At 74.9% G+C, this 22,261-nt stretch carries 4 protein-coding genes and 1 pseudogene; all 5 read left to right on the top strand.

Going from position 1 to position 22,261, the window contains the following annotated elements:
• Nucleotides 1–8 precede the first annotated feature (8 nt).
• Nucleotides 9–341 (top strand): annotated as a pseudogene (locus ACIRNI_RS26875) (zinc-binding dehydrogenase); the annotation flags it as partial.
• 45 nt (nt 342–386) lie between these two features.
• A complete protein-coding gene (locus tag ACIRNI_RS26880; RefSeq protein WP_403555274.1) occupies nt 387–1,667 on the top strand; it encodes a beta-ketoacyl reductase in 1,281 nt (426 codons plus the stop codon).
• A 317-nt stretch (nt 1,668–1,984) separates the two neighbouring features.
• The gene (locus ACIRNI_RS26885) at nt 1,985–2,776 is read left to right on the top strand and encodes an ABC transporter ATP-binding protein (RefSeq protein WP_403555145.1); all 792 of its coding nucleotides are present in this window, start codon (nt 1,985–1,987) and stop codon (nt 2,774–2,776) included.
• Nucleotides 2,761–4,620, top strand: a complete 1,860-nt coding sequence (locus ACIRNI_RS26890; protein WP_403555147.1) for a hypothetical protein — start codon at nt 2,761–2,763, stop codon at nt 4,618–4,620. The genes ACIRNI_RS26885 and ACIRNI_RS26890 overlap by 16 nt, the downstream gene beginning before the upstream one ends.
• 239 nt (nt 4,621–4,859) lie before the next feature.
• Nucleotides 4,860–22,226, top strand: coding sequence for a type I polyketide synthase (locus tag ACIRNI_RS26895; RefSeq protein WP_403555149.1), 17,367 nt, complete (start codon nt 4,860–4,862; stop codon nt 22,224–22,226).
• Nucleotides 22,227–22,261: the final 35 nt, after the last annotated feature.

Raw genomic sequence — 22,261 nt, forward strand, 5'->3', positions numbered from 1 at the left:
TCGAGGGGGTGTTTCGGGAGCGGACCGGTGGGCGTGGGGTGGATGTGGTGTTGAACGCGTTGGCTGGTGAGTTTGTGGATGCGTCGGCCCGGTTGTTGGTGCCGGGGGGCCGGTTTGTGGAGATGGGTAAGGCGGATGTGCGTGATCCCGGGTCCATGGACGGGTGTGTGTATCGGGCGTTTGATTTGGGGGAGGCGGGGCCGGATCGGATCGGGGAGATCCTGGATGAGGTGTTGAGGTTGTTCGCCCAGGGTGTGTTCGTGTTGCCGCCGGTGCGGGTGTTTGATGTGCGGCGGGTGGTGGATGCGTTTCGGTTTGTGAGTCAGGCGCGTCATGTGGGCAAGGTCGTGTTGTCGGTGCCGCGGGGGTGGGATCGGGCGGGCACGGTGCTGGTCACGGGAGGGACCGGCGCGCTCGGCGCCCTCACCGCCCGCCACCTCGTCCTCGAACACGGTGCGCGTCGGCTTCTCCTGCTGAGCCGCCGCGGCCCCGCTGCCCCCGGCGCCGCCGAGCTGGTGGCGGACCTGCGGGCGGCGGGAGCCGACGCCGAGATCGTGGCCTGCGACATCACCGACCCCGTGGCTCTGGCCGACGCGGTGCGCGGCCGGCGGATCTCCTCCGTGTTCCACGTCGCGGGCGTCCTGGACGACGGCGTGGCCACCGCCCTCACCCCCGACCGCGTCGCCCCCGTGCTCGCGGCCAAGGTCACCGCGGCCCGGCATCTGCACGAACTGCTTCCCGACGTCGAGGAGTTCGTCCTCTACTCGTCCGTCTCCGCGGCGCTGGGCAGTCCGGGACAAGGCAACTACGCGGCGGCCAACGCCTACCTGGACGCGCTCGCCCGCCACCGGCACGTCCGCGGTCTGCCCGCCCTCTCCCTCGCCTGGGGGCCGTGGGACGTGGGCGCCGGCATGACCGGCACCCTCGCCGACGGGGACCGGGACCGCGCAGCTCGTTCCGGCCTCCCGGTGACCACCGCCGAGGACGGGACGGCCCTGCTCGACGCGGCGCTGGCCGGGGCCGACCCCGCCGTGCTGCCGGGCGCCGTGGACATCACCGGGTTCACCGGCCGGCCGGACGTGCCGCACCTGCTGCGCGGCCTGGTGCGGGGGCCGCGGCGCACCGCGGCCGCCCCGGCCGGGGAGACCGGCTTCGCCGACCGGCTGCGGGCCCTGCCGGCGGACGAACGCGCCCGGGTGCTGCTGGAGCGGGTACGGGCGGAGGCGGCCGCCGTGCTCGGGTTCGCCGCGACGGCCGTGGAGTTGGACCGCCCCTTCAAGGACCTCGGCTTCGACTCGCTCACCGCGGTGGAACTGCGCAACCGGCTCGGTGCGGTCACCGGTGTCAGGCTGCCCGCCACCCTGATCTTCGATTACCCCACCCCCGAGGCGCTCGCCGAGCGGCTCGGCACCGAACTGGTGCCACCCGCACCGGGAGCGGCAGAGGCGCTGATGGCGGGCCTCGACGAGCTGGAGGCGTCGCCCCACGAGCTGTCCGCGGGCGACCGGTCCCGGCTGCGGGTCCGGCTGAGCGCCCTCCTCGCGCGGTGGGCCGACGATCACGCCGGCCCGGACCCGGACGACGACGAGGGCCAGGACGCCGACCTGCGGGCCGCCACCGAGGAGGACATCTTCGCCCTCATCGACAACGAACTGGAGAGCCCGTGACGGTTCTGCGAAGAGATCGCACCCGCGAACGCAACAACACCCCTAGAGGGGCGCGTTCCCGTGATTAGGGGGTGTTGACGACGGACCGGTGCGGGGACCATCGGAGGAGCCGGCCGAGCTGAGCCCCTCAGCATCCCCCACTCGGTACGCGCGCGGACGCAGACCGCCGTATTCCGGCCTGTCGAGTGAGCGAACTCGCCCGCCCGACAGGTTCGTTGGCAGGATGGCCAGCAGGACCGAGAGGCCCGCACCCCGATGGGCCGCCCTGTGTCTCACGTAGAAGGAATGCGGTGGACGACGTAACTCAGCACACGACCATGACGGACACGACCGGCAAGGACTCCGGGAGAGCCGAACCCGCGTTCCGCCTCGAGGGCCTGCACAAGGTGTTCGGGGACTACACAGCGGCGGATCACGTGAACATCACCGTGCGGCCCGGCTCCTTCTACGGACTCGTCGGACCGAACGGCGCGGGCAAGACCACCACCCTCTCGATGGCCGTCGGCCTCCTCAGGCCCGACGCCGGCACGGCCAAGGTCCACGGCGTCGACATCTGGGAGGAGCCGCTGAAGGCCCGCCGCCTGCTGGGCGTCCTGCCCGACGGGCTGGCCATGCCCGAGCGGCTCACCGGCCGTGAACTGCTGACGTATCTCGGCCAATTGCACGGACTCGACGCCGACGAGGTGGACCGCCGCGCCGACGAGCTGCTCGCCGTCATGGAGCTCGACGGTTCCGCCGAACGCACCCTGGTGGTGGACTACTCCACCGGTATGCGCAAGAAGGTCGGCCTGGCCACCGCCCTGCTGCACGCCCCCCGAATGCTGGTGCTCGACGAGCCCTTCGAGGCGGTCGACCCGGTCTCCGCCGCCACCATCAAGCAGATCCTGCGGCGGTTCGTCGACCGCGGCGGTTCGGTGCTGATCTCCAGCCACGTCATGGCACTGGTCGAAGAGCTGTGCGACACCGTCGGGGTGATGGCCCGGGGCCGCGTCGTCGCGGAGGGGCCGCTGGACGACGTGCGCGGCGGCCGCTCGCTCGAGGAGACCTTCGTCGACCTGGTCGGCGTGACCATCGGCGGCGGGGAGGGACTGTCGTGGTTGGCGTCCTGATCCGCATGAAACTGGCCGTGCTGCGCCACAGCACGTCCGACTCCAAAATGGCCCTCAGCGGCCTCGGGTGGGCCACCGGCATCTGCCTCGCCGTCACCACCGTCATCCTGGCCTTCCTCGACTTCTCCCAACCGCGGATGCTGATGGACGTGCTCGCGGTCACCTTCGCGCTGTGGGCGCTGGGCTGGATCGTCGGCCCCATCTTCGCGGGCGAACCCGCCCTCAACGGCGAGCACTTCCACCGCCAGCCCATCCCGCGCCGCACCCTGACCATGGGCCTGCTCGCCGCCGCGCTGGTCGCCGTCACCACCGCGATCACCGTGCTGGCGTTCGGCGCGATGATCGCCTTCGCGGCCCGCCTGAGCTGGCAGGCCGTCGTGGTGTCGGTCCCCGCCGTGGTGCTGCTCCTGCTGCTCGTGGTCCTGCTGTCCCGGGTGGTCACCCTGCTGTTCCGCGCCCTGGCCCGCTCCCGTATCGGCGGCGCCATCACCGCGACCGTCACCGCCGCGATCGTCTCGCTGTGCTCCTTCTCCTGGGTCCTGATGATCGGGATCTACCTGCTGCTGGAGTACGGCTTCCCGCCCGCCTTCTCCACCGTGGTGCGGTCGCTGCCCTCCAGCTGGGGACTGCTCGCCGTCGAGGCGGCGGGCCGCGGCGACTGGCTGTGGGCGGTGGGGCCGCTGGTCGCGCTGGCCGTGCTGGTGGCGGCGCTGTTCGCCGCGTGGAGCGCGCTCCTGGGGCCGCAGCGGCTGGCCCGCCCGGTCGTCCGCGGCTCCTCCGCACGCGAGGCCGTACGGCGTCGCCCGCTGTTCCGCGGCGACGTGGGGGCGATCTGCCTCAAGGAGCTGCGCACCTGGTGGCGCGACCCGATGCGTACGCAGAGCATCGTGCTCGGCCCGGCCTTCGCGGTCATCACCGCGCTGTTCCCGCTGATCTTCGACTTCACCGCCGCGTTCCCGTTCGTCGGCGCCGCCGGCGCGCTGATGGCCGCGGCGACCTGCGCCAACCTCTACGGGCAGGACGGCACCGCGCTCTGGCTGACCCTGACGGTGCCCGGGAAGGAGAAGGCCGACGTCCGCGCACGCCAGCTCGCCTGGCTGATCGTCTTCGGCCCGCTCACGCTGCTGCTGACGCTCGCCGGATCGCTCGTGCACGGCGACCCCGCCCTGGTGCCGTGGGCGCTCGCGGGCAACCTCGCGGCGCTCGGCGGCGGCTCCGGCCTGCTGATCTGGGCCTCCGTCGCGGTCCTGGTGCCCGGCCCCGACCCGCACAAGAGCAAGAACTCGCCGATGGACCACGGAGACGTCACGGGACAGTCGTTCCTGATGTTCTTCCTGGTCGCCCTGGCGATGTGCCCCGCGCTCGGGGTCGCCTGGGCCGGCCACGCGCTGGAGCAGCCCGCGCTGCTGTGGGCGAGCCTCCCGGTCGCCCTCCTCACGGGTGTGCTCAGCCATGTGCTGCTCGGCTCGGTGGCGGCGAAGAAGCTTCGGGACAAGGGCCCGGAACTGCTGCACCTGATGCGCTCGGGCGCCCCCACGTCGGCCAGTGCCGGCGAGGAGGAAGCCGGCAAGTCCCCGTTCGAAACGATGTCCGCCTCACGCCAGACCCTCATGTGGACGGCCATGGCCGTCGGCATCGTCGGCCTGCTCCCGCAAGGACTGGTGGCAATGGGCATCAAACTCAGCGGCTCCCCGGACAAGGTCTGGTTCCTCGCGCTGCACGTCTCCGACCCGTGGCAGTGGCCCGTGATCGCCGCCATGGTCATGATCGGCCTCGCGGGCTTCTGGTCCGCCTACTGGCTCTACCGCGCCGAGAAGAGCCGGCTCCAGGCCGCCGACGCGTGAGCCGCGCCGCCCGTGCCGCGCACCCCTGAGTCGGCCGTGCCGCCGCCCCCTGGCCAGGTGGTTTAGGGGCGGCGGCACGGAGGCTAGGGGTTGGCCGCCCGTCGGGCCCTGGCTAGCGTCCGGAGTGCTTCAGTCGAGGAAGCAGCCGGACCACACGGCGGACGCGTCCGCGCCCGCCCCGGCCGTCGGCCGGACTCGGTTCCGGTGAAACTCGCGACGTCGAGTGATTCGGGGCATTCATGTCGGATACGTACACCGGTGGTTCCGAGGCCGTGGCGATCATCGGGTACGCGTGCAGGCTGCCCGGCGCACCCGGACCGGCACCGCTGTGGGAGCTGCTCGCCGCGGGCGCCGACGCGATCACCGAGACCCCCGCCGACCGCGCGCGCGTCCCCGGAGTCCCGCGCGGCGGATTCGTCGAGCACGTCGCCGACTTCGACGCCGCCTTCTTCGGCATCTCCCCCCGCGAGGCCGCCGCCAACGACCCGCAGCAGCGCCTCGCCCTCGAACTCGCCTGGGAGGCCCTGGAGGACGCCCGGCGCGTCCCCGCCGGTCTGAGCGGCAGCCGCACCGGAGTCTTCCTCGGCGCGATCTGGGACGACTACGCGACCCTCCTGCACCGCGAGGGCGACGCCGGCATCGACCGGTACTCCATGCCCGGCCTGCAGCGCGGTGTCATCGCCAACCGCGTGTCGTACACGCTCGGCGTGCACGGCCCCAGCCTCACCGTGGACGCCGGCCAGTCCTCCTCCCTGGTCTCCGTCCACCTCGCCTGCGAAAGCCTGGCGCGCGGCGAGTCCGACCTCGCCCTCGCCGGCGGCGTCAGCCTCATCCTGGCCCCCGACAGCACCGTCGCCGCGCTGCGCTTCGGCGGACTCTCCCCGGACGGCCGCTGCTTCACCTTCGACGAACGCGCCAACGGATTCGTACGCGGCGAGGGCGGCGCCGTCGTCGTCCTCAAGCCGCTGGCCCGGGCCCTCGCCGACGGCGACCGCGTCCACGCGGTCATCCACGGCAGTGCCGTCAACAACGATGGCGGCGGCCCCAGCCTCACCGCGCCCAGCGCCGCGGCCCAGGAAGCCGTCCTGCGCACCGCCCACGCCCGCGCGGGGATCGCCCCGGACGCGCTCGGCTACGTCGAACTGCACGGCACCGGCACCCCGGTCGGCGACCCCGTCGAAGCCGCGGCCCTCGGCGCGGCCCTCGGCGCCGCGCGCACCGCGCCGCTGCCCGTCGGCTCGGTGAAGACCAACATCGGTCACCTGGAGGGCGCCGCCGGCATCGCGGGCCTGCTGAAGGCCGTGCTCGTGGTCGAGCGGGGCATCGTGCCGCCGAGCCTCAACTTCCGGTCCGCACCGGCCGGCATCCCCCTGGAGCGGCTGAACCTGCGGGTGCAGACCGAGACCGGCGCCCTGGGAGGCGAGGGCTTCGCCGGAGTCAGCTCGTTCGGCATGGGCGGCACCAACTGCCACCTGGTACTGGGCCCGGCGCCCGCCCCCACGGCCCGTACGACGGCCCGTACGGCCGACCCGGAGGCCCGTACGGCGGCCAGTACGGTGCCCGCCCCGGCTCCGGGCGCCGGCGGGAACGGGCTGCCCACGCCGGTCGTGGTCTCCGGCCACACCGCGCAGGCGCTGCGGGCTCAGGCCGCCCGGCTGCGGGACGCGGTGCAGGAAGCGGACCTGGCCGTGGCGGACGTGGCACACTCGCTGGCCACCACCCGCACCCGCTTCGCACGGACCGCCGTGCTCCTCGCCGAGGACCGCGAGCAGTTGCTCGCACAGCTCGGCGCGGTGGCCGCGGGACTGCCGGCGCCGGGCGTCAGCGAGGCCACCGCGCGCACCGGACGGCTGGCCATGCTCTTCTCGGGGCAGGGCTCCCAATGGCCCGCCATGGCCGCCGGACTCCTCGACGCCGACGAGGTGTTCACCCGTACCATCCACGCCTGCGAGGAGGCACTCGCCCCGCACACGGACTTCTCCCTGACGGACGTCCTGCGCGGCGCCGAGGGCGCCCCCACGCTGGAGCGGGTCGACGTGGTGCAGCCCGCGCTCTTCGCCGTGATGGTGGCCCTGGCCGAGACCTGGCGGTCGCTGGGTGTCGAGCCCGACGCCGTCGCCGGGCACTCCCAGGGCGAGATCGCCGCGGCCTGCGTGGCGGGCGCGTTGTCGCTGGAGGACGCGGCCGCGGTGGTCGCGCTGCGCAGCCGGGCCCTGCGCGCCCTGACCGGGCAGGGCGGGATGCTGTCCGTGCAGGCCGGGGCGGCCCGGGTCCGCCCGTGGCTGGACGAGGCGCCCACCCTCTCGCTCGCCGCCGACAACGGGCCGGCCGCGATCGTGGTGTCGGGGCCCGACGGCGCCCTCGACGACTTCGCGGCACGCTGCGCGTCACATGGCGTCGGGACCAGGCGGATACCGGTGGACTACGCCTCGCACTCGGCGCACGTCGAACGGATCCACGACGAGCTGATGACGGCACTGGCCGGCATCCGACCCCGCACGTCCGAGGTTCCGTTCCTGTCCACCGTCACCGGCGAGTGGACGGACACGGCCGGCCTGGACGCCGCGTACTGGTACCGGAACCTGCGCTCCACCGTCGAGTTCTCCGCCGCGGTCCGGCGCCTGGCCGAGGACGACTTCCGCTTCCTCGTCGAGGTCACCCCGCACCCGGTCCTGGTGCCCGCCGTACGTGACACCCTGGCCGAACTGGACGTACCCGGCACCGCGGTCGTCGGCTCCCTGCGGCGCGGCGAGGGGGGCCTGACCCGGCTGCTCGGCTCGGCCGCCGAACTGCTCGCCCACGGCCGCGACGTCCGCCTGCCCGCCCCGCCCGGCGAGGTCGTGGACCTGCCCACGTACTCCTTCCAGCGCGAACGCCACTGGCGGCCCGGCACGGCCGCCGCGCAGTGGAGCGGCTCCGGCGAGCCCGCTCCGAACACCGCGGCACCGGACACCGTCGGCCCGGAGACCGTCGCCGACCGGGACGACCCGCTCCGCCAGCACCTGCGCGCCGCCTCCCCGCAGTCCGCCCGCGGCACGGTGCTGGAACTCGTCCGGGCCCACGCCGCCGTGGTCGGCGGGTTCACCGCGGCCGCGGACGTGGACCCGGAACTGACCTTCAAGGCCCTGGGGCTCGCCTCCCTGACCCTGGTCGAACTGCGGGACCGGCTCGCCGCCGCCACCGGCCTCAGCCTGCCGCCCACGTACCTCTTCGACCGCCCCACCCCCGCCGCGGTCGCCCGTCACCTGTGCGACGCGCTGCGCGGTGAGGACACCGACGGTCCGCCGCTCGGCACGGCCCCCGCGGAGCACGCGCACCCCGGCGAACCCGTCGCCATCGTCGCCATGGCCTGCCGTTTCCCCGGCGGCATCGACTCGCCCGCGGCGCTGTGGGACGTGCTGAGCGAGGGCCGCGACGTGCTCGGCCCCCTCCCCGCGGACCGGGGCTGGCAGCCGTCCCTGGACGCACTGGACACCGAACTTCCCGCAGCCGGCGGGTTCCTGGACGACATCGCGGGCTTCGACGCCGGACTCTTCGGCATCTCGCCGCGCGAAGCCGTCGCCATGGACCCGCAGCAGCGGCTGCTCCTGGAGACCTCCTGGGAGGCCCTGGAGCGGCTCGGCACCGACCCGGCCGGGCTGCGCGGCAGCCGCACCGGCGTCTTCATCGGCGCCACCGCGCAGGACTACGGCCCCCGGATGCACGAGCCCGCCGAGGGCTCCGAGGGCTACCTGCTGACCGGCTCGACCGCGAGCGTCGCCTCCGGCCGCATCGCCTACACCTTCGGGTTCGACGGCCCGGCGGTGACCGTGGACACGGCGTGTTCGTCCTCCCTGGTGGCGCTGCACCTGGCCGCGCAGGCGCTGCGCGCGGGGGAGTGTTCCACGGCTCTCGCGGGCGGCGTCACCCTGATGGCCACGCCCGGCGTCCTCGCCGAGTTCGCACGGCAGGGCGGCCTCTCGCCCGACGGCCGCTGCAAGGCGTTCGGCGCGGAGGCCGACGGCACCGGCTGGTCCGAGGGCGCGGGCGTGCTGGTCCTGCGCCGCCTGTCCGACGCGCTGGCCGACGGGCAGCCCGTCCTGGCCGTGGTACGGGGCTCCGCGGTCAACTCCGACGGTGCGTCCAACGGGCTGACCGCCCCCAACGGCCTGGCGCAGCAACGCGTCATCCGGGCGGCGCTGACGTCCGCGGGGCTGGCGCCCTCCGACGTGGACCTGGTCGAGGCGCACGGCACGGGGACGCGGCTGGGCGACCCGATCGAGGCGCAGGCGCTGCTCGCGACGTACGGCCAGGGCAGGGACGCCGACAGCCCGCTGTGGCTGGGGTCGGTGAAGTCGAACATCGGGCACACCCAGGCCGCGGCCGGTGTCGCCGGCGTCATCAAGGCCGTCATGGCGCTGCGGCACGGCGTACTGCCCCGCACCCTGCACGCCGACGAGCCGTCACCGCACGTCGACTGGTCGTCAGGCGCGGTGCGGCTGCTCACCGAGAACGTCACCCTGCCCCCCGCGGACCGGCCGCACCGGGCCGCCGTGTCGTCGTTCGGGATCAGCGGCACCAACGCCCACGCGGTCCTCGAGGCGGCACCCGAACCGGCCGCCCGGGAGGAGGAGGGGCCGACACCCGGCCCGGAGCTCCCGGAGCTCCCCGTGCTCCTCTCCGGGCGCGGCGACGAGGCGCTGCGCGCCCAGGCCGCCCGGCTGCGGGCCTTCCTGGACGCCGACCCGTCCGTACCGGTGGCCGCGATCGCGCGGTCGTCGGCCACGACCCGTTTCTCCCTGGATCGCCGCGCGGCCGTGTTCGCCGCCGACCGTGAGGAACTGGCGGCCCGCCTCGACGCGCTGGCGGAGGGCCGCGACGCGGCGGGCGTGCTCCGTGGCGTTGCGGCGTCCGGCCGTACGGGATTCCTGTTCTCGGGTCAGGGTGCGCAGCGGGTGGGGATGGGCCGTGGGCTGTACGAGGTGTTCCCGGTGTTCGCGGAGGCGTTCGACGCGGTGTGTGCGCGGGTGGATCTGGAACGGCCGTTGAGGGAGGTGGTGTTCGGGGAGGACGCCGGGATTCTGGACCGGACCGTGTACGCGCAGCCTGCGCTGTTCGCGGTCGAGGTGGCGTTGTTCCGGCTGGTGGAGTCCTGGGGTGTGGTCCCGGATGTGCTGGTGGGTCACTCGATCGGTGAGCTGGCTGCCGCGCATGTGGCCGGGGTGCTGTCGCTGGACGACGCGTGTGCTCTGGTGTCGGCGCGTGGTCGGTTGATGGACGGGCTGCCGTCGGGTGGCGCGATGCTGGCCGTGGAGACGGCCGAGGGCGGGCTTGAGCTGCCCGAGGGCATGGACCTCGCGGCGGTCAACGGACCCACCTCCCTGACCCTTTCCGGTGATGCCGATGCGATCGCGGGCCTGGAGGAGCAGCTCCGTGCGGAGGGGCGCCGGGTCAAGCGGCTGGCCGTCTCGCATGCGTTCCATTCGCGTCTGATGGAGCCGATGCTGGCCGAGTTTGCGGCGGTCGCGAAGTCGTTGACGTACCACGCTCCGACCATCCCGGTGGTCACCACGGCGCCGGGGGAACTGGCGACCCCGGAGTACTGGGTGGGTCAGATCCGCGAGCCCGTCCGGTTCGCCGACGCGGTGTCCTCGCTCGCTGATGTGCGGGTCTTCCTCGAACTCGGCCCGGACGCCACCCTGTCCGCCCTCGTCCCGCACATCGTCGAGAACGCGACCGCCGTGCCGCTGCTCCGCCGCGACCAGGGCGATGCCGGGTCGGCGCTCACCGCCGCCGCCGCGCTGTGGACCTGGGGCGTGGCCCCGGACTGGGCAGCGGTCGCCGGCCAGGGCGGCCCCCGCCCCGTAGAGCTGCCCTCCTACGCCTTCCAGCGCACCCGCTACTGGACGTCTCAGACGCCCTCCACCACCGCACTGGCCGGCGCCGGTCTGGCCGTGGCCGGTCACCCGTTGCTGGGGGCCGTGGTGCCGCTCGCCGGCGACGGCGGGCAGATCTGGACCGGTGTCATCGGCCTCGCCACCCATCCCTGGCTGGCCGACCACGTCGTCCACGGCCGGGTTGTGCTACCCGGCACCGCCCTCGTCGATCTCGCCCTGCACGCGGGAAGCCGGACCGGGCTGCCGGGGCTCGCCGAGCTGATCGTCAGCGAGCCCCTGGTCCTGCCCGAACACGGCGGCACCCAGCTCCAGATGACGGTGGCCGGGCACACCGTCGAGATCCACAGCCGCCCCGACGGCGACACCGGGGCACCCTGGACCACCCACGCCGTCGGCACCCTGGAGCCCGTCCGCCCGACCCAGGCGACCACCGGAACCGGCGACACCTGGCCACCCGCGGGCACGGCCGCCTCACCGGAGTACGACGTCCTCGCGGCGTCCGGGCTCTCCTACGGTCCCGCCTTCCAGGGCCTGCGCGCAGCCTGGCGCGACGGCGACACCGTGCTCGCGGAGGTCGAGCTGCCCGAAGGGCCGCAGGCCACGCTGTACGACGCCGCGCTGCACGCGCTCGGTGCCGCCGGCCTGCTCCGCGAGGACGGCACCGCCCTTCTGCCGTTCGCCTGGTCCGGTGTGACCCGGCACGCCGACGGCGCCACCGCGCTGCGCGTCACGCTGACCCGGCGCGGTCCCGACGAGTACGCGGTGCGCCTCGCCGATCCCGCGGGCGCGCCCGTGCTGACGGTGCGGTCGCTCGCTTTCCGGCCCGTGACCGCCGACCGGTTGGGTGCCGGTGCCGCGCCCACGGGCGTCCTCTACGGAGTCGACTGGACCCCTGCCGGCGACGGGGAGCGCGACGTGCCGCTCGCGGCCGTACCCGTGGGCACCACCGAACTGTTCGACACGGTCACCGCGGTGACCGGCCTCCGCGGCCCGGACGCCCTGGCGGCGGCGGGAGCCGTGCCCGGCACCGTCCTCGCCTGCGTAGGCACCGGCCCGGAGCCGCTCGCGGCCGGCGCCGCCCTCGCGCGGCGCACGTACGACACGGTCACCGCCGTCCTCGGCCTGCTCCGCGACTGGGCGGACGACGCGCGTTCCGCCGACAGCCGGCTGGTCGTCGTCACCCGGAACGCCGTCGCCACCGGAGACGGCGAGACGGTCGACCCGGCCGCCGCCGCGGTCTGGGGCCTGGTGCGGTCCGCGCAGACCGAACACCCCGGCCGATTCGGCCTGGTGGACCTGGACGGTACGGCCGCGTCGGCCTCGGCGCTGGCCACGGGCCTGCCCGGTGACACCCCCCAGACCGCCTTCCGCTCCGGCACCCCGCTGGCCCCGCGCGCGACCCGGCTGCGGGCCGGCACCACCCCGCTGTGGGGCCCGCACGACACCGTACTGATCACCGGCGGCACCGGGGCGCTCGGCGCCCGCGTCGCGCGCCACCTGGCCGCCGCACACGGGGTCACGGGCCTCGTCCTGCTCAGCCGGCGCGGCCCCGAGGCGCCGGGCGCCACGGAGCTGGCCGCCGAACTGACCGCCCAGGGCGTCACCGTGGCGGTCGTCGCCGGTGACGCCGCCGACCGGCGCGACCTCGACCGGGTGTTCGCCGACCACCCCGTCACCTCCGTCGTCCACACCGCAGGCGTCCTCGACGACGGCCTGCTCACCTCGCTCACCCCCGAACGCGTGGCAGCGGTGCTGCGCCCCAAGGCCGAGGCGGCCGCTCTCCTCGACGAGGCGACCAGAGATCCCGGCCTGGCCTCCTTCGTGCTGTTCTCGTCCGTGGCCGCCTCCTTCGGCACCGCCGGCCAGGCGTCCTACGCCGCCGCCAACGCCTTCCTCGACGGCCTCGCCGCCCGCCGCCGTGCCGAGGGCCTGCCCGCCGTCGCCGTGGGCTGGGGGCTGTGGGGCGGAGCCGGGGGCATGGCCGACGGACTCGGAGCGGCGGACCGCGCACGCTTCGCCGCGCTGGGCGGCGCCCTCGACCCGGACCAGGGTGTACGGCTGCTCGACGCGGCCGCGACCACCGGGCCCGCGCACGTCCTGGCCATGGCCGCCGAGCCCACTCCCGAAGGGTCCGCGCCTCCGCTGCTGCGGCACCTGGCGCGCCCCGTGCTCCGCTCGGCCGCAGCCCGCGCGGCCGGCCTGGCTACGGCCGCCGACGGCCTCGCCGCGCTGCCGGAGCCCGAGCGGACGCGTGCCGTCGAGGAGTTGGTACGGACGACGGTCGCGGCCGTGCTGGGCCACTCCTCCGGTACGCGCGTGGATGCCGACCGGACCTTCAAGGACCTCGGATTCGACTCCCTCACCGGCGTCGAGCTGCGCAACCGGCTCGCCGCCGCCACCGGGCTGCGGCTGGCCGCCACCCTCGTCTTCTCCCACCCCAGCCCCGCCGCGCTCACGGCCCACCTCCGCGAGGAGCTGAGCGGAGCCGCCGACGTCACCGCCGCGCCGCGCCCCCGGCGTACCGCCGTGACGGACGAGCCGATCGCCGTCGTCGCGATGAGCTGCCGCTACCCGGGCGGTGTGGACAGCCCCGAGGAACTCTGGCGCATGGTCCGGGAGGGACGCGAGGGCATCACCGGCTTCCCCACCGATCGCGGCTGGGACCTCGCGCGCCTCCACGACCCCGACCCGTCCCGCCCCGGCACCACCTATGCGCGGCACGGTGGCTTCCTGCACGACGCCGCCGCCTTCGACGCCGGGCTCTTCGGCGTCTCCCCGCGCGAGGCCCTGGCCATGGACCCGCAGCAGCGGCTGATGCTGGAGCTGTCCTGGGAGGCCTTCGAGCGGGCCGGCATCGACCCGGCCCGTCTGCGCGGCAGTGACACCGGCGTCTTCGCCGGCGTCATGTACCACGACTACGCCGCTGCCGCCGAGACTCTGCCCGAAACCGAGGGCTACCGGGCCACCGGTGGCGCGGGGAGCGTGGTGTCCGGCCGGATCGCGTACACGTACGGGCTCGAGGGCCCGGCCGTCACCGTGGACACGGCGTGCTCGTCGTCCCTGGTCGCCCTGCACCTGGCCGCCCGGTCGCTGCGGGCGGGCGAGTGCTCGATGGCCCTCGTCGGAGGCGTCACCGTGATGTCCACACCCGGCGTCTTCGTGGACTTCAGCAAGCAGCGGGGGCTCGCGCCCGACGGCCGCTGCAAGTCCTTCTCGGCGGAAGCGGACGGCACGGGCTGGTCCGAGGGAGCCGGTGTGCTGCTGGTGGAGCGGCTCTCCGACGCCCGGCGCAACGGGCACAAGGTGCTGGCGGTCGTGCGCGGCAGCGCGGTCAACCAGGACGGCGCGTCCAACGGCCTCACCGCGCCCCACGGCCCCTCCCAGGAGCGCGTCATCAAGGCGGCGCTCGCCGATGCGGGCCTGCACCCCTCCGACGTGGACATGGTGGAGGCGCACGGTACGGGCACCAAGCTCGGCGACCCGGTCGAGGCGGAGGCGCTGCTGGCGACCTACGGTCGCGGCCGCGACCCTGAACTTCCACTGTGGCTGGGGTCGTTGAAGTCCAACATCGGGCACACCCAGGCGGCGGCCGGCGTAGGCGGCATCATCAAGACGGTGATGGCGCTGCGGCACGGCGTGCTGCCCCGCACCCTGCACGCGGGCGTGCCCTCGCCGCACGTGGACTGGTCGGCGGGCGCCGTGGAACTGCTCACCGAGGAGCGGCCCTGGCCGGCGACCGGGCGGCCCCGGCGCGCGGCGGTCTCGTCGTTCGGGATCAGCGGCACCAACGCGCACACCATGATCGAGCAGGCACCGGACGAGCCCGTCGCCGACCACCCGCTGCCCCAGGTGCCGGACACGCTCGTGCCCTGGGTGCTCAGCGGCGCCTCACCGGAGGGCCTGCGCGCCCAGGCGGCCCGACTGCGCGCCGCGGCGGCGGCCGAGAAGCCCGCTGACGTCGGGCTCTCGCTGGTGACCCGGCGTGCGGCGCTGGAGCACCGGGCGGTCGTCCTGGGGACGGGAAGCGAAGAACTCCTGCGGGAACTCGACGCGCTCGCGGCGGGGCGCGGAAACGCGCCGAGCGGCGTCGCGGCGTCCGGCCGTACGGGATTCCTGTTCTCGGGTCAGGGTGCGCAGCGGGTCGGGATGGGGCGTGAGCTGTACGAGGCGTTCCCGGTGTTCGCGGGGGCGTTCGACGCGGTGTGCACGCGGGTGGATCTCGAACGGCCGTTGCGGGACGTCGTGTTCGGCGAGGACGCGGAGCTTCTGGCGCGTACCGCGTACACGCAGCCTGCGCTGTTCGCGGTCGAGGTGGCGCTGTTCCGGCTGGTGGAGTCCTGGGGTGTGGTCCCGGATGTCCTGGTGGGTCACTCGATCGGTGAGCTGGCGGCCGCGCACTGCGCGGGTGTTCTGTCGCTGGACGACGCGTGTGCTCTGGTGTCGGCGCGTGGGCGGTTGATGGACGCGTTGCCGGCGGGTGGCGCGATGCTGGCCGTCGAAGCGGCTGAGGGTGAGCTGGAGCTGCCCGAGGGCGTGGACCTCGCGGCGGTCAACGGACCCATCTCGGTGACGGTTTCCGGTGATGCCGATGCGATCGCGGGCCTGGAGGAGCGGCTGCGCTCCGAGGGCGTACGGGTCAAGCGGCTCACGGTCTCGCATGCGTTCCACTCGCGTCTGATGGAGCCGATGCTGGCCGAGTTCGCGGCGGTCGCGAAGTCGTTGACGTACCACGCTCCGACCATCCCGGTGGTTACCACCGCGCCCGGGGACCTGGCGACCCCGGAGTACTGGGTGGGGCAGATCCGTGAACCCGTCCGGTTCGCCGAGGCGATCGCCTCCCTCACCGACACCCGGACCTTCCTAGAACTCGGCCCGGACGCCACCCTGTCCGCCCTCGTCCCGCACATCGTCGAGGACGCGACCGCCGTCCCCGCCCTGCGCCCCGGTCACGACGAGCACGGCACACTGCTGCGAGCCGTCGCCGCGACGTACGTACGCGGCACCGACGTCGCCTGGGAGAGGTACTTCGCGCCGCTCGGGGGCCGTCCTGTCGAGCTGCCGACGTACGCCTTCCAGCACGAGCGCTACTGGCCCGACGCCGTGGCCGACGTCGGCGTCACGGCCGCCCGCGACCAGGCCGAGGCCGGCTTCTGGACGGCCGTCGCCGGGCGGGACGTCGAGCGGCTCGCCGACACCCTGGGCCTGCCCGACGACGAGGCGCGGCGCGGCCTGGCCGGCCTGATGCCGCATCTCTCGTCCTGGCATGACCGCCGGCGAACCGAGGCGACCGTCGGTTCCTGGTACCACCGGACGGTCTGGCGGCCCGTCGCCCCGGCGCCCGCCGTACTCGACGGCGTATGGCTCCTCGTCGGCACGGAGGCCACGGAGGCCACGGACGTCACCAGGGACGGCACGGGCAGCACGGGCGGCATGCACGGCACGGGCGCGGAGATCGCCGACGCGCTGCGGCGCGGCGGAGCCACCGTCCTCGGCCTGCCGCACCCCGGCGACGACCGGGCCGCTCTCGCCGAGCGGCTGCGCTCGTACGGAGAACTGGCGGGCGTCGTCTCGTTGCTGGGAACGGACACGGAGGCCCTGCACGAGGGTGCCGCCCTCAGCCGCGGGCTCGCCGCCACGCTCCTGCTCACCCAGGCCTGCGCCGACGCCGACGTCCCACTGTGGGCCCTCACCCGGGGAGCGGTCTCGACCGGCCGTGCCGACGGCCCGCCCGACCCGGCCCAGGCGCAGATCTGGGGTTTCGGCCGGGTCGCCGCACTGGAACTGCCCCACGTCTGGGGCGGGCTGCTCGATCTGCCCGAGACCCTCGACGCCCGTGCCGGGAACCGGCTGTGCGCCGTACTCGCCGCCGGGAGGGCACGCGACGGGGGCGGCGACGTGGAGGACCAGGTGGCGGTCCGGGCCGACGGCGTCTACGCGCGCCGGCTCGTCACCGCCGTGCCGCCGCCCCTCGCCGTGGCCCCCGGGCCGCGCACCGGTGGCACCGTGCTGGTCACCGGCGGCACCGGCGCGCTCGGCGCCCAGGTGGCCCGTCTGCTCGCCGCGCGCGGCCACACCCGGCTGCTGCTCGTCGGCAGGCGGGGACCCGAGGCGCCCGGCGCCGCCGAGCTGGTCGCCGAACTGGCGGCAGCGGGCACCGCCGCGACGGCCGTGGCGTGCGACATCGCCGACCGCGACGCGCTCGCCGCGCTGCTCGCCGGCATGCCGGAACAGCATCCGCTCACCGCCGTCGTCCACGCGGCCGGTGTGCTGGACGACGGGGTGCTCGACGGCCTGACCCCGGACCGCTTCGAGCAGGTGCTCCGGTCCAAGACCCTGGCCGCCGAGAACCTCGACGCCCTCTCGCGTGGCCTGACGCTCGACGCCTTCGTCCTCTTCTCGTCCTTCACCGGCGCCGTCGGCACGGCGGGCCAGGCCAACTACGCCGCCGCCAACGCACACCTCGACGCCCTCGCCGAGCGCCGCCGTGCCCAGGGACTGCCCGCCACGTCGATCGGCTGGGGGCCGTGGGCCGAGACCGGCATGGCCGAGGACGAGGCCCTCACGCAGCGGCTGCGCCGCTCCGGCCTCACGCCCCTGTCCCCGGACCTCGCCGTCACCGTCCTCGGCCGGACGCTCGACGGCACGGACGCGGGCGGCGACGGGTCGGCCGGCGCCGCCGGCGCGGCCGTCGTCGTCGCGGACGTCGACTGGGAGCGGTTCGGGTCCGGGTTCACCGCGGCGCGACCGGGCCGGCTGCTCCGCGAACTCGTGCCCGCCGGACCGCCGGACGGCACCGAGGACCCGAACGGAGCGGGCGACCTCGCCGCACGCCTCGCCGCCGCCGGTGAGGGCGAGCGGCGCCGGATCACCGAGGACCTGGTGCGCACCCTGGCCGCCTTCGTGCTCGGCCACGGTACGGCGGCCACCGTCGCGCCCGACAAGGCCTTCCGCGACCTCGGCTTCGACTCGCTCACCGCCGTCGAACTGCGCAACGCCCTGCGGGCCGCCACCGGGCTCCCGCTCCCGGCGGGCCTGATCTTCGACCACCCGACACCGGCCGCCCTCGCCGCGCGGCTGCGCGCCGAACTGACCGGCGCGGCCGAGGCCGCCGCCCCCGCCGCGTCCGCTGTGTCCGCCGTTCCCTCCGCGTCCGTCGCGGCCGACGACCCCATCGCCATCGTCGCGATGGGCTGCCGGTTCCCCGGCGCGGCCACCCCGGAGGAATTCTGGGACCTGCTGGCCGACGGCCTCGACCTGGTGGGCGACTTCCCCGCGGACCGCGGCTGGGACTTGCGCGACGCCCCCGACTTCGCCCGCCGCGGCGCCTTCCTGCCCGACGCCGCCGATTTCGACGCGGACCTGTTCGGCGTCTCCCCGCGTGAGGCACTGGCGATGGACCCGCAGCAGAGGTTGATGCTGGAGACCTCCTGGGAGACCTTCGAGCGGGCCGGCCTCGACCCCGCCTCCCTCAAGGGCAGGCGCATCGGCGTCTTCGCGGGTACCAACGGACAGGACTACGCCGGTCTGTTCCCGGCCGTCGGGTCCGGCCTGGAGGGCCACGTGGCCACCGGCAGCGCCGCCAGCGTGCTGTCCGGCCGGGTCTCCTACACGTACGGTCTCGAGGGACCGGCGATCACGGTGGACACGGCGTGTTCGTCGTCGCTGGTCGCCCTGCACCTGGCGGCGCAGTCGCTGCGGTCGGGGGAGTGCTCGATGGCGCTCGCGGGCGGCGTCACGGTCATGGCCGGGCCCCTCGCGTTCCTCGAATTCGCCCACCAGCGAGGCCTGGCGGCCGACGGCCGCTGCAAGGCGTTCGGCGCGGAGGCCGACGGCACCGGCTGGGGCGAGGGCGTCGGCCTCGTGCTGCTGGAGCGGCTCTCGGAGGCGCGGGCCAACGGCCGCCGCGTGCTTGGCATCCTGCGGGGCAGCGCGGTCAACCAGGACGGCGCGTCCAACGGCCTCACCGCCCCCAACGGCCCCGCGCAGCAGAGGGTGATCCGCGCCGCGCTGGCCTCGGCCAGACTGTGGCCGTCGGAGGTGGACGCGGTCGAGGCGCACGGTACGGGCACCAAGCTCGGCGACCCGATCGAGGCGGAGGCGCTGCTCGCCACGTACGGCAAGGACCGTACCGAACCCCTCTACCTGGGCTCGGTGAAGTCCAACATCGGGCACACCCAGGCGGCGGCGGGCATCGCCGGCGTCATCAAGATGCTGCTGGCGATGCACCACGGCGTGCTGCCCCGTACGCTGCACGCGGCCGAGCCGTCACCGGCCGTCGACTGGAACACGGGCGGCCTGCGGCTGCTCACCGAGACGACCCCGTGGACGCCTCGGGCCGGCCGGCCGCGGCGGGCGGCCGTCTCCTCCTTCGGGATCAGCGGCACGAACGCCCACGTCGTCCTGGAGCAGGCCGAGCAGGCCGATGTCGCCGTGCCCCCGGCGCCCCCTCAGCGCTCCGTGCTGCCCTGGGCCTTCTCGGCCCACTCCGGCGCGGCACTGCGCGCTCGGGCGGAGGCGCTCAGGACGCTGTGCGAGACGCCCGGCGTACCCTCCGCCGCGACGGGCCGGGCGCTCGCCACCACGAGCCTCGGGCAGGCGCACCGCGCCGTCGTGCTCGCCGAGGACATCGCCGGCTACTCCGCCGGGCTGACGGCACTGACGGCGGACGAACCGGCCGCCGGGACCATCCGGGGGGCGGTACGCGAGGGGCGGACCGGGTTCCTGTTCTCGGGTCAGGGTGCGCAGCGGGTCGGGATGGGGCGTGAGCTGTACGACGCCTTCCCCGTCTTCGCGGACGCGTTCGACGACGTCTGCGCACGGGTGGATCTCGAACGGCCGTTGCGTGAGGTCGCGTTCGGCGAGGACGCCGGGCTTCTGGACCGGACCGTGTACGCGCAGGCCGGGTTGTTCGCGGTCGAGGTGGCGCTGTACCGGCTGGTGGAGTCCTGGGGTGTGGTCCCGGACGTGCTGGTGGGGCATTCGATCGGCGAGTTGGCGGCCGCGCACGTGGCCGGGGTGCTGTCGCTGGATGACGCCTGTGCGCTCGTTTCCGCACGCGGTCGGTTGATGGACGGGCTGCCGTCGGGCGGTGCGATGCTGGCCGTCGAGGCGGCCGAGGACGAGCTGGAGCTGCCCGAGGGCGTGGACCTCGCGGCCGTCAACGGGCCTGCTTCGGTGACCGTTTCCGGTGTCGCCGATGCGATCGGCGTACTGGAGGAGCGGCTGCGTTCCGAGGGCGTACGGGTCAAGCGGCTCACGGTCTCGCACGCCTTCCACTCGCACTTGATGGAGCCGATGCTGGCCGACTTCGCGGCGGTCGCGAAGTCGCTGACGTACCACTCTCCGACCATCCCCCTAGTCACCACCGCGCCGGGCGACCTGGCGACCCCGGAGTACTGGATCGGCCAGATCCGCGAGCCCGTCCGCTTCGCCGACGCGATCGCCTCCCTCACCACCGAGCACACCCGCTTCGTGGAACTCGGCCCCGACGGCACCCTCAGCGCGCTCGTCCCCGGTGCCGTACCCGTGCTGCGCCGCAGCCGCCCCGAGACGGAGTCCCTGTTCGCCGCCCTGGCCCGGCTGTGGGTCGAGGGCACGGCGGTGGACCTGGCGGCGGCGTTCCCCGAGGCACCGCCCGTCACCCTGCCGCCCTACCCCTTCCAGCGCACCCGCTTCTGGCCGCAGGCCGCACCGGCGGCACACCGCACCGCTTCCGGTGAGGTACGGGGCGAGGGACCGGGTGAGGGACGGTACGAGGTGACCTGGGTGTCCATGGCCGAAGGAACCGCCCGGCCGACCGGTACGTGGCTCCTGGTCACGCCGCCGGGCGGCGACGACCGCGGAGACGTGGACACCGACCCGGTGGGTCGTGCGCTGCAGCGTGCCGGCGCCCGTGTCGTCGCCGTCCCCGGCGGCACCGACCGTGCCGCCCTCGCGGCCCGGCTGCGCGCCGCGACGGAAGAGACCATGCCAGCCGGTGTGCTGGCCCTGCCGCCCGGCGCGGGCGGCCTGCCCTCCGTGGTGGCACTCGTGCAGGCGCTCGACGACGCCGGTGTGCCGGGTCCGCTGTGGTGCGCCACCCAGGGCGCGGTACGGGCCTCCACGGACGACCCCGGGCCCGACCCGGACCAGGCGGCCGTCTGGGGCTTCGGCCGGGTCGCGGCCCTGGAGACGCCCCGCACCTGGGGCGGGCTGGTCGACCTGCCCACCGAGTGGGACGACCGGACCGGCGTACGGCTGGCCGCGCTGCTCGGCGGCGACCGGTCCGAGGACCAGGTCGCGATCCGTCGGACCGGTGTCCTCGGCAGGCGCCTCGTCGAGGGCGCCCCCGGGCGCGGGGACCGTACGGCCGACGGATGGCGGCCGACGGGCACGGTGCTGGTCACCGGCGGCACCGGCGCCCTCGGAGCGCACACCGCCCGCCGGCTCGCCCGGCAAGGCGCCCCGCACGTGCTGCTCGTCGGGCGCCGGGGCCCGGACGCGCCCGGAGCCGGCGAACTGGCCGCCGAACTGACCGCGCTCGGCAGCCGTGTCACCCTCGCCGCCTGCGATGTCTCCGACCGCGCCGCGCTCGCGGAGCTGCTCGCGGGCATACCGGAGGAACTGCCGCTCACCGGCATAGTCCACGCTGCCGGGACGGTGGACGACGGCGTGATCGGCTCACTCAGCCCCGACGGGGTCGCCGAGCTGCTGCACACGCGCCTGGCCGCCGTCCGCCACCTCGACGAGCTGACCGTTGCTCAACCACTCGACCACTTCGTGCTGTTCACCTCCTTCGCCGGTGTCGTCGGCAACCTCGGGCAGGCCGCCTACGCCGCGGGCAACGCCGCGCTGGACGCCTTCGCCCAGCGGCGCCGCGCGGCCGGGCGCCCCACCACGGCCCTCGCGTGGGGCCCGTGGGCGGGAGCGGGCGTGGGCGCGGGCGCGGCGGCGGGCGAGCAGCAGCGGCGCACCGGAGTGACACCCCTGTCCCCGGATGCGGCCCTCCTGGCGTTCGACGAGGCCCTCGCCGAGGACCGGACGACGGTCTGCGTGGCCGGCATCGACTGGAGCCGCTTCGGTCCCGTGATCGAGGCCGGGCGCGGCGGGCGGCTGCTCGATCTGCTGCCCGCCGCACCCCGGCCCGCGCCGCCCGTCCCCGACGGGAACGAGAACCGGCGCGGGCCGGGGCAGGGGCCGGACCTGGCCGAACGGCTCGCCCGGGCGCCGCAGGCGGAACAGGAGCGCATCCTGCTCGACCTGGTCGTCTCCCGGACCGCCACCGCACTCGGCCACCGCACCCCGGCCGCCATCGACCCGGACCGGCAGTTCCGCGACCTGGGCACCGACTCGGTGATGGCCGTCGAGCTGCGCAACCTGCTCGACGCCGCCACCGGACAGTCCCTGCCCGCGACCCTGGCGTTCGACCACCCGACCCCCGCGGCCCTCGCCGCGCACCTGCGCGGGCTCCTCGTCGGCGGCCCGGACCCGGCCACCGACGCCGCGAGTACGGAGAGTGCGGTCGCCCGCCTGGAGAGGCTCGAGGCCGAGCTCGCCGCGACCCCACCCGACGCCGAGGAGACGGCCGTGCTGCTCGCCCGGCTGCGCGACCTCACCGACCGGCTCCGCACCGCGACGGCCGCACCCCCGGCCCACTCCGGGCCCAAGGGCGGGGACGGCGAGATCGATCTGGAGTCGGCGACCGCGTCCGACCTCTTCGACCTGATCCACAAAGAATTCGGCAAGTCCTGATGACACGTACGGTCCCGCCTGCTGGGAGTCACACT

The sequence above is a fragment of the Streptomyces sp. NPDC093546 genome (genome assembly GCF_044765045.1).
GTDB lineage: Bacteria > Actinomycetota > Actinomycetes > Streptomycetales > Streptomycetaceae > Streptomyces.

Excerpts from the sequence above, each read along its gene's own strand:
- ACIRNI_RS26885 (WP_403555145.1), top strand. The coding sequence starts at position 1,985 with ATGACGGACACGACCGGCAAGGACTCCGGGAGAGCCGAACCCGCGTTC.
- ACIRNI_RS26895 (WP_403555149.1), top strand. The coding sequence starts at position 4,860 with ATGTCGGATACGTACACCGGTGGTTCCGAGGCCGTGGCGATCATCGGG.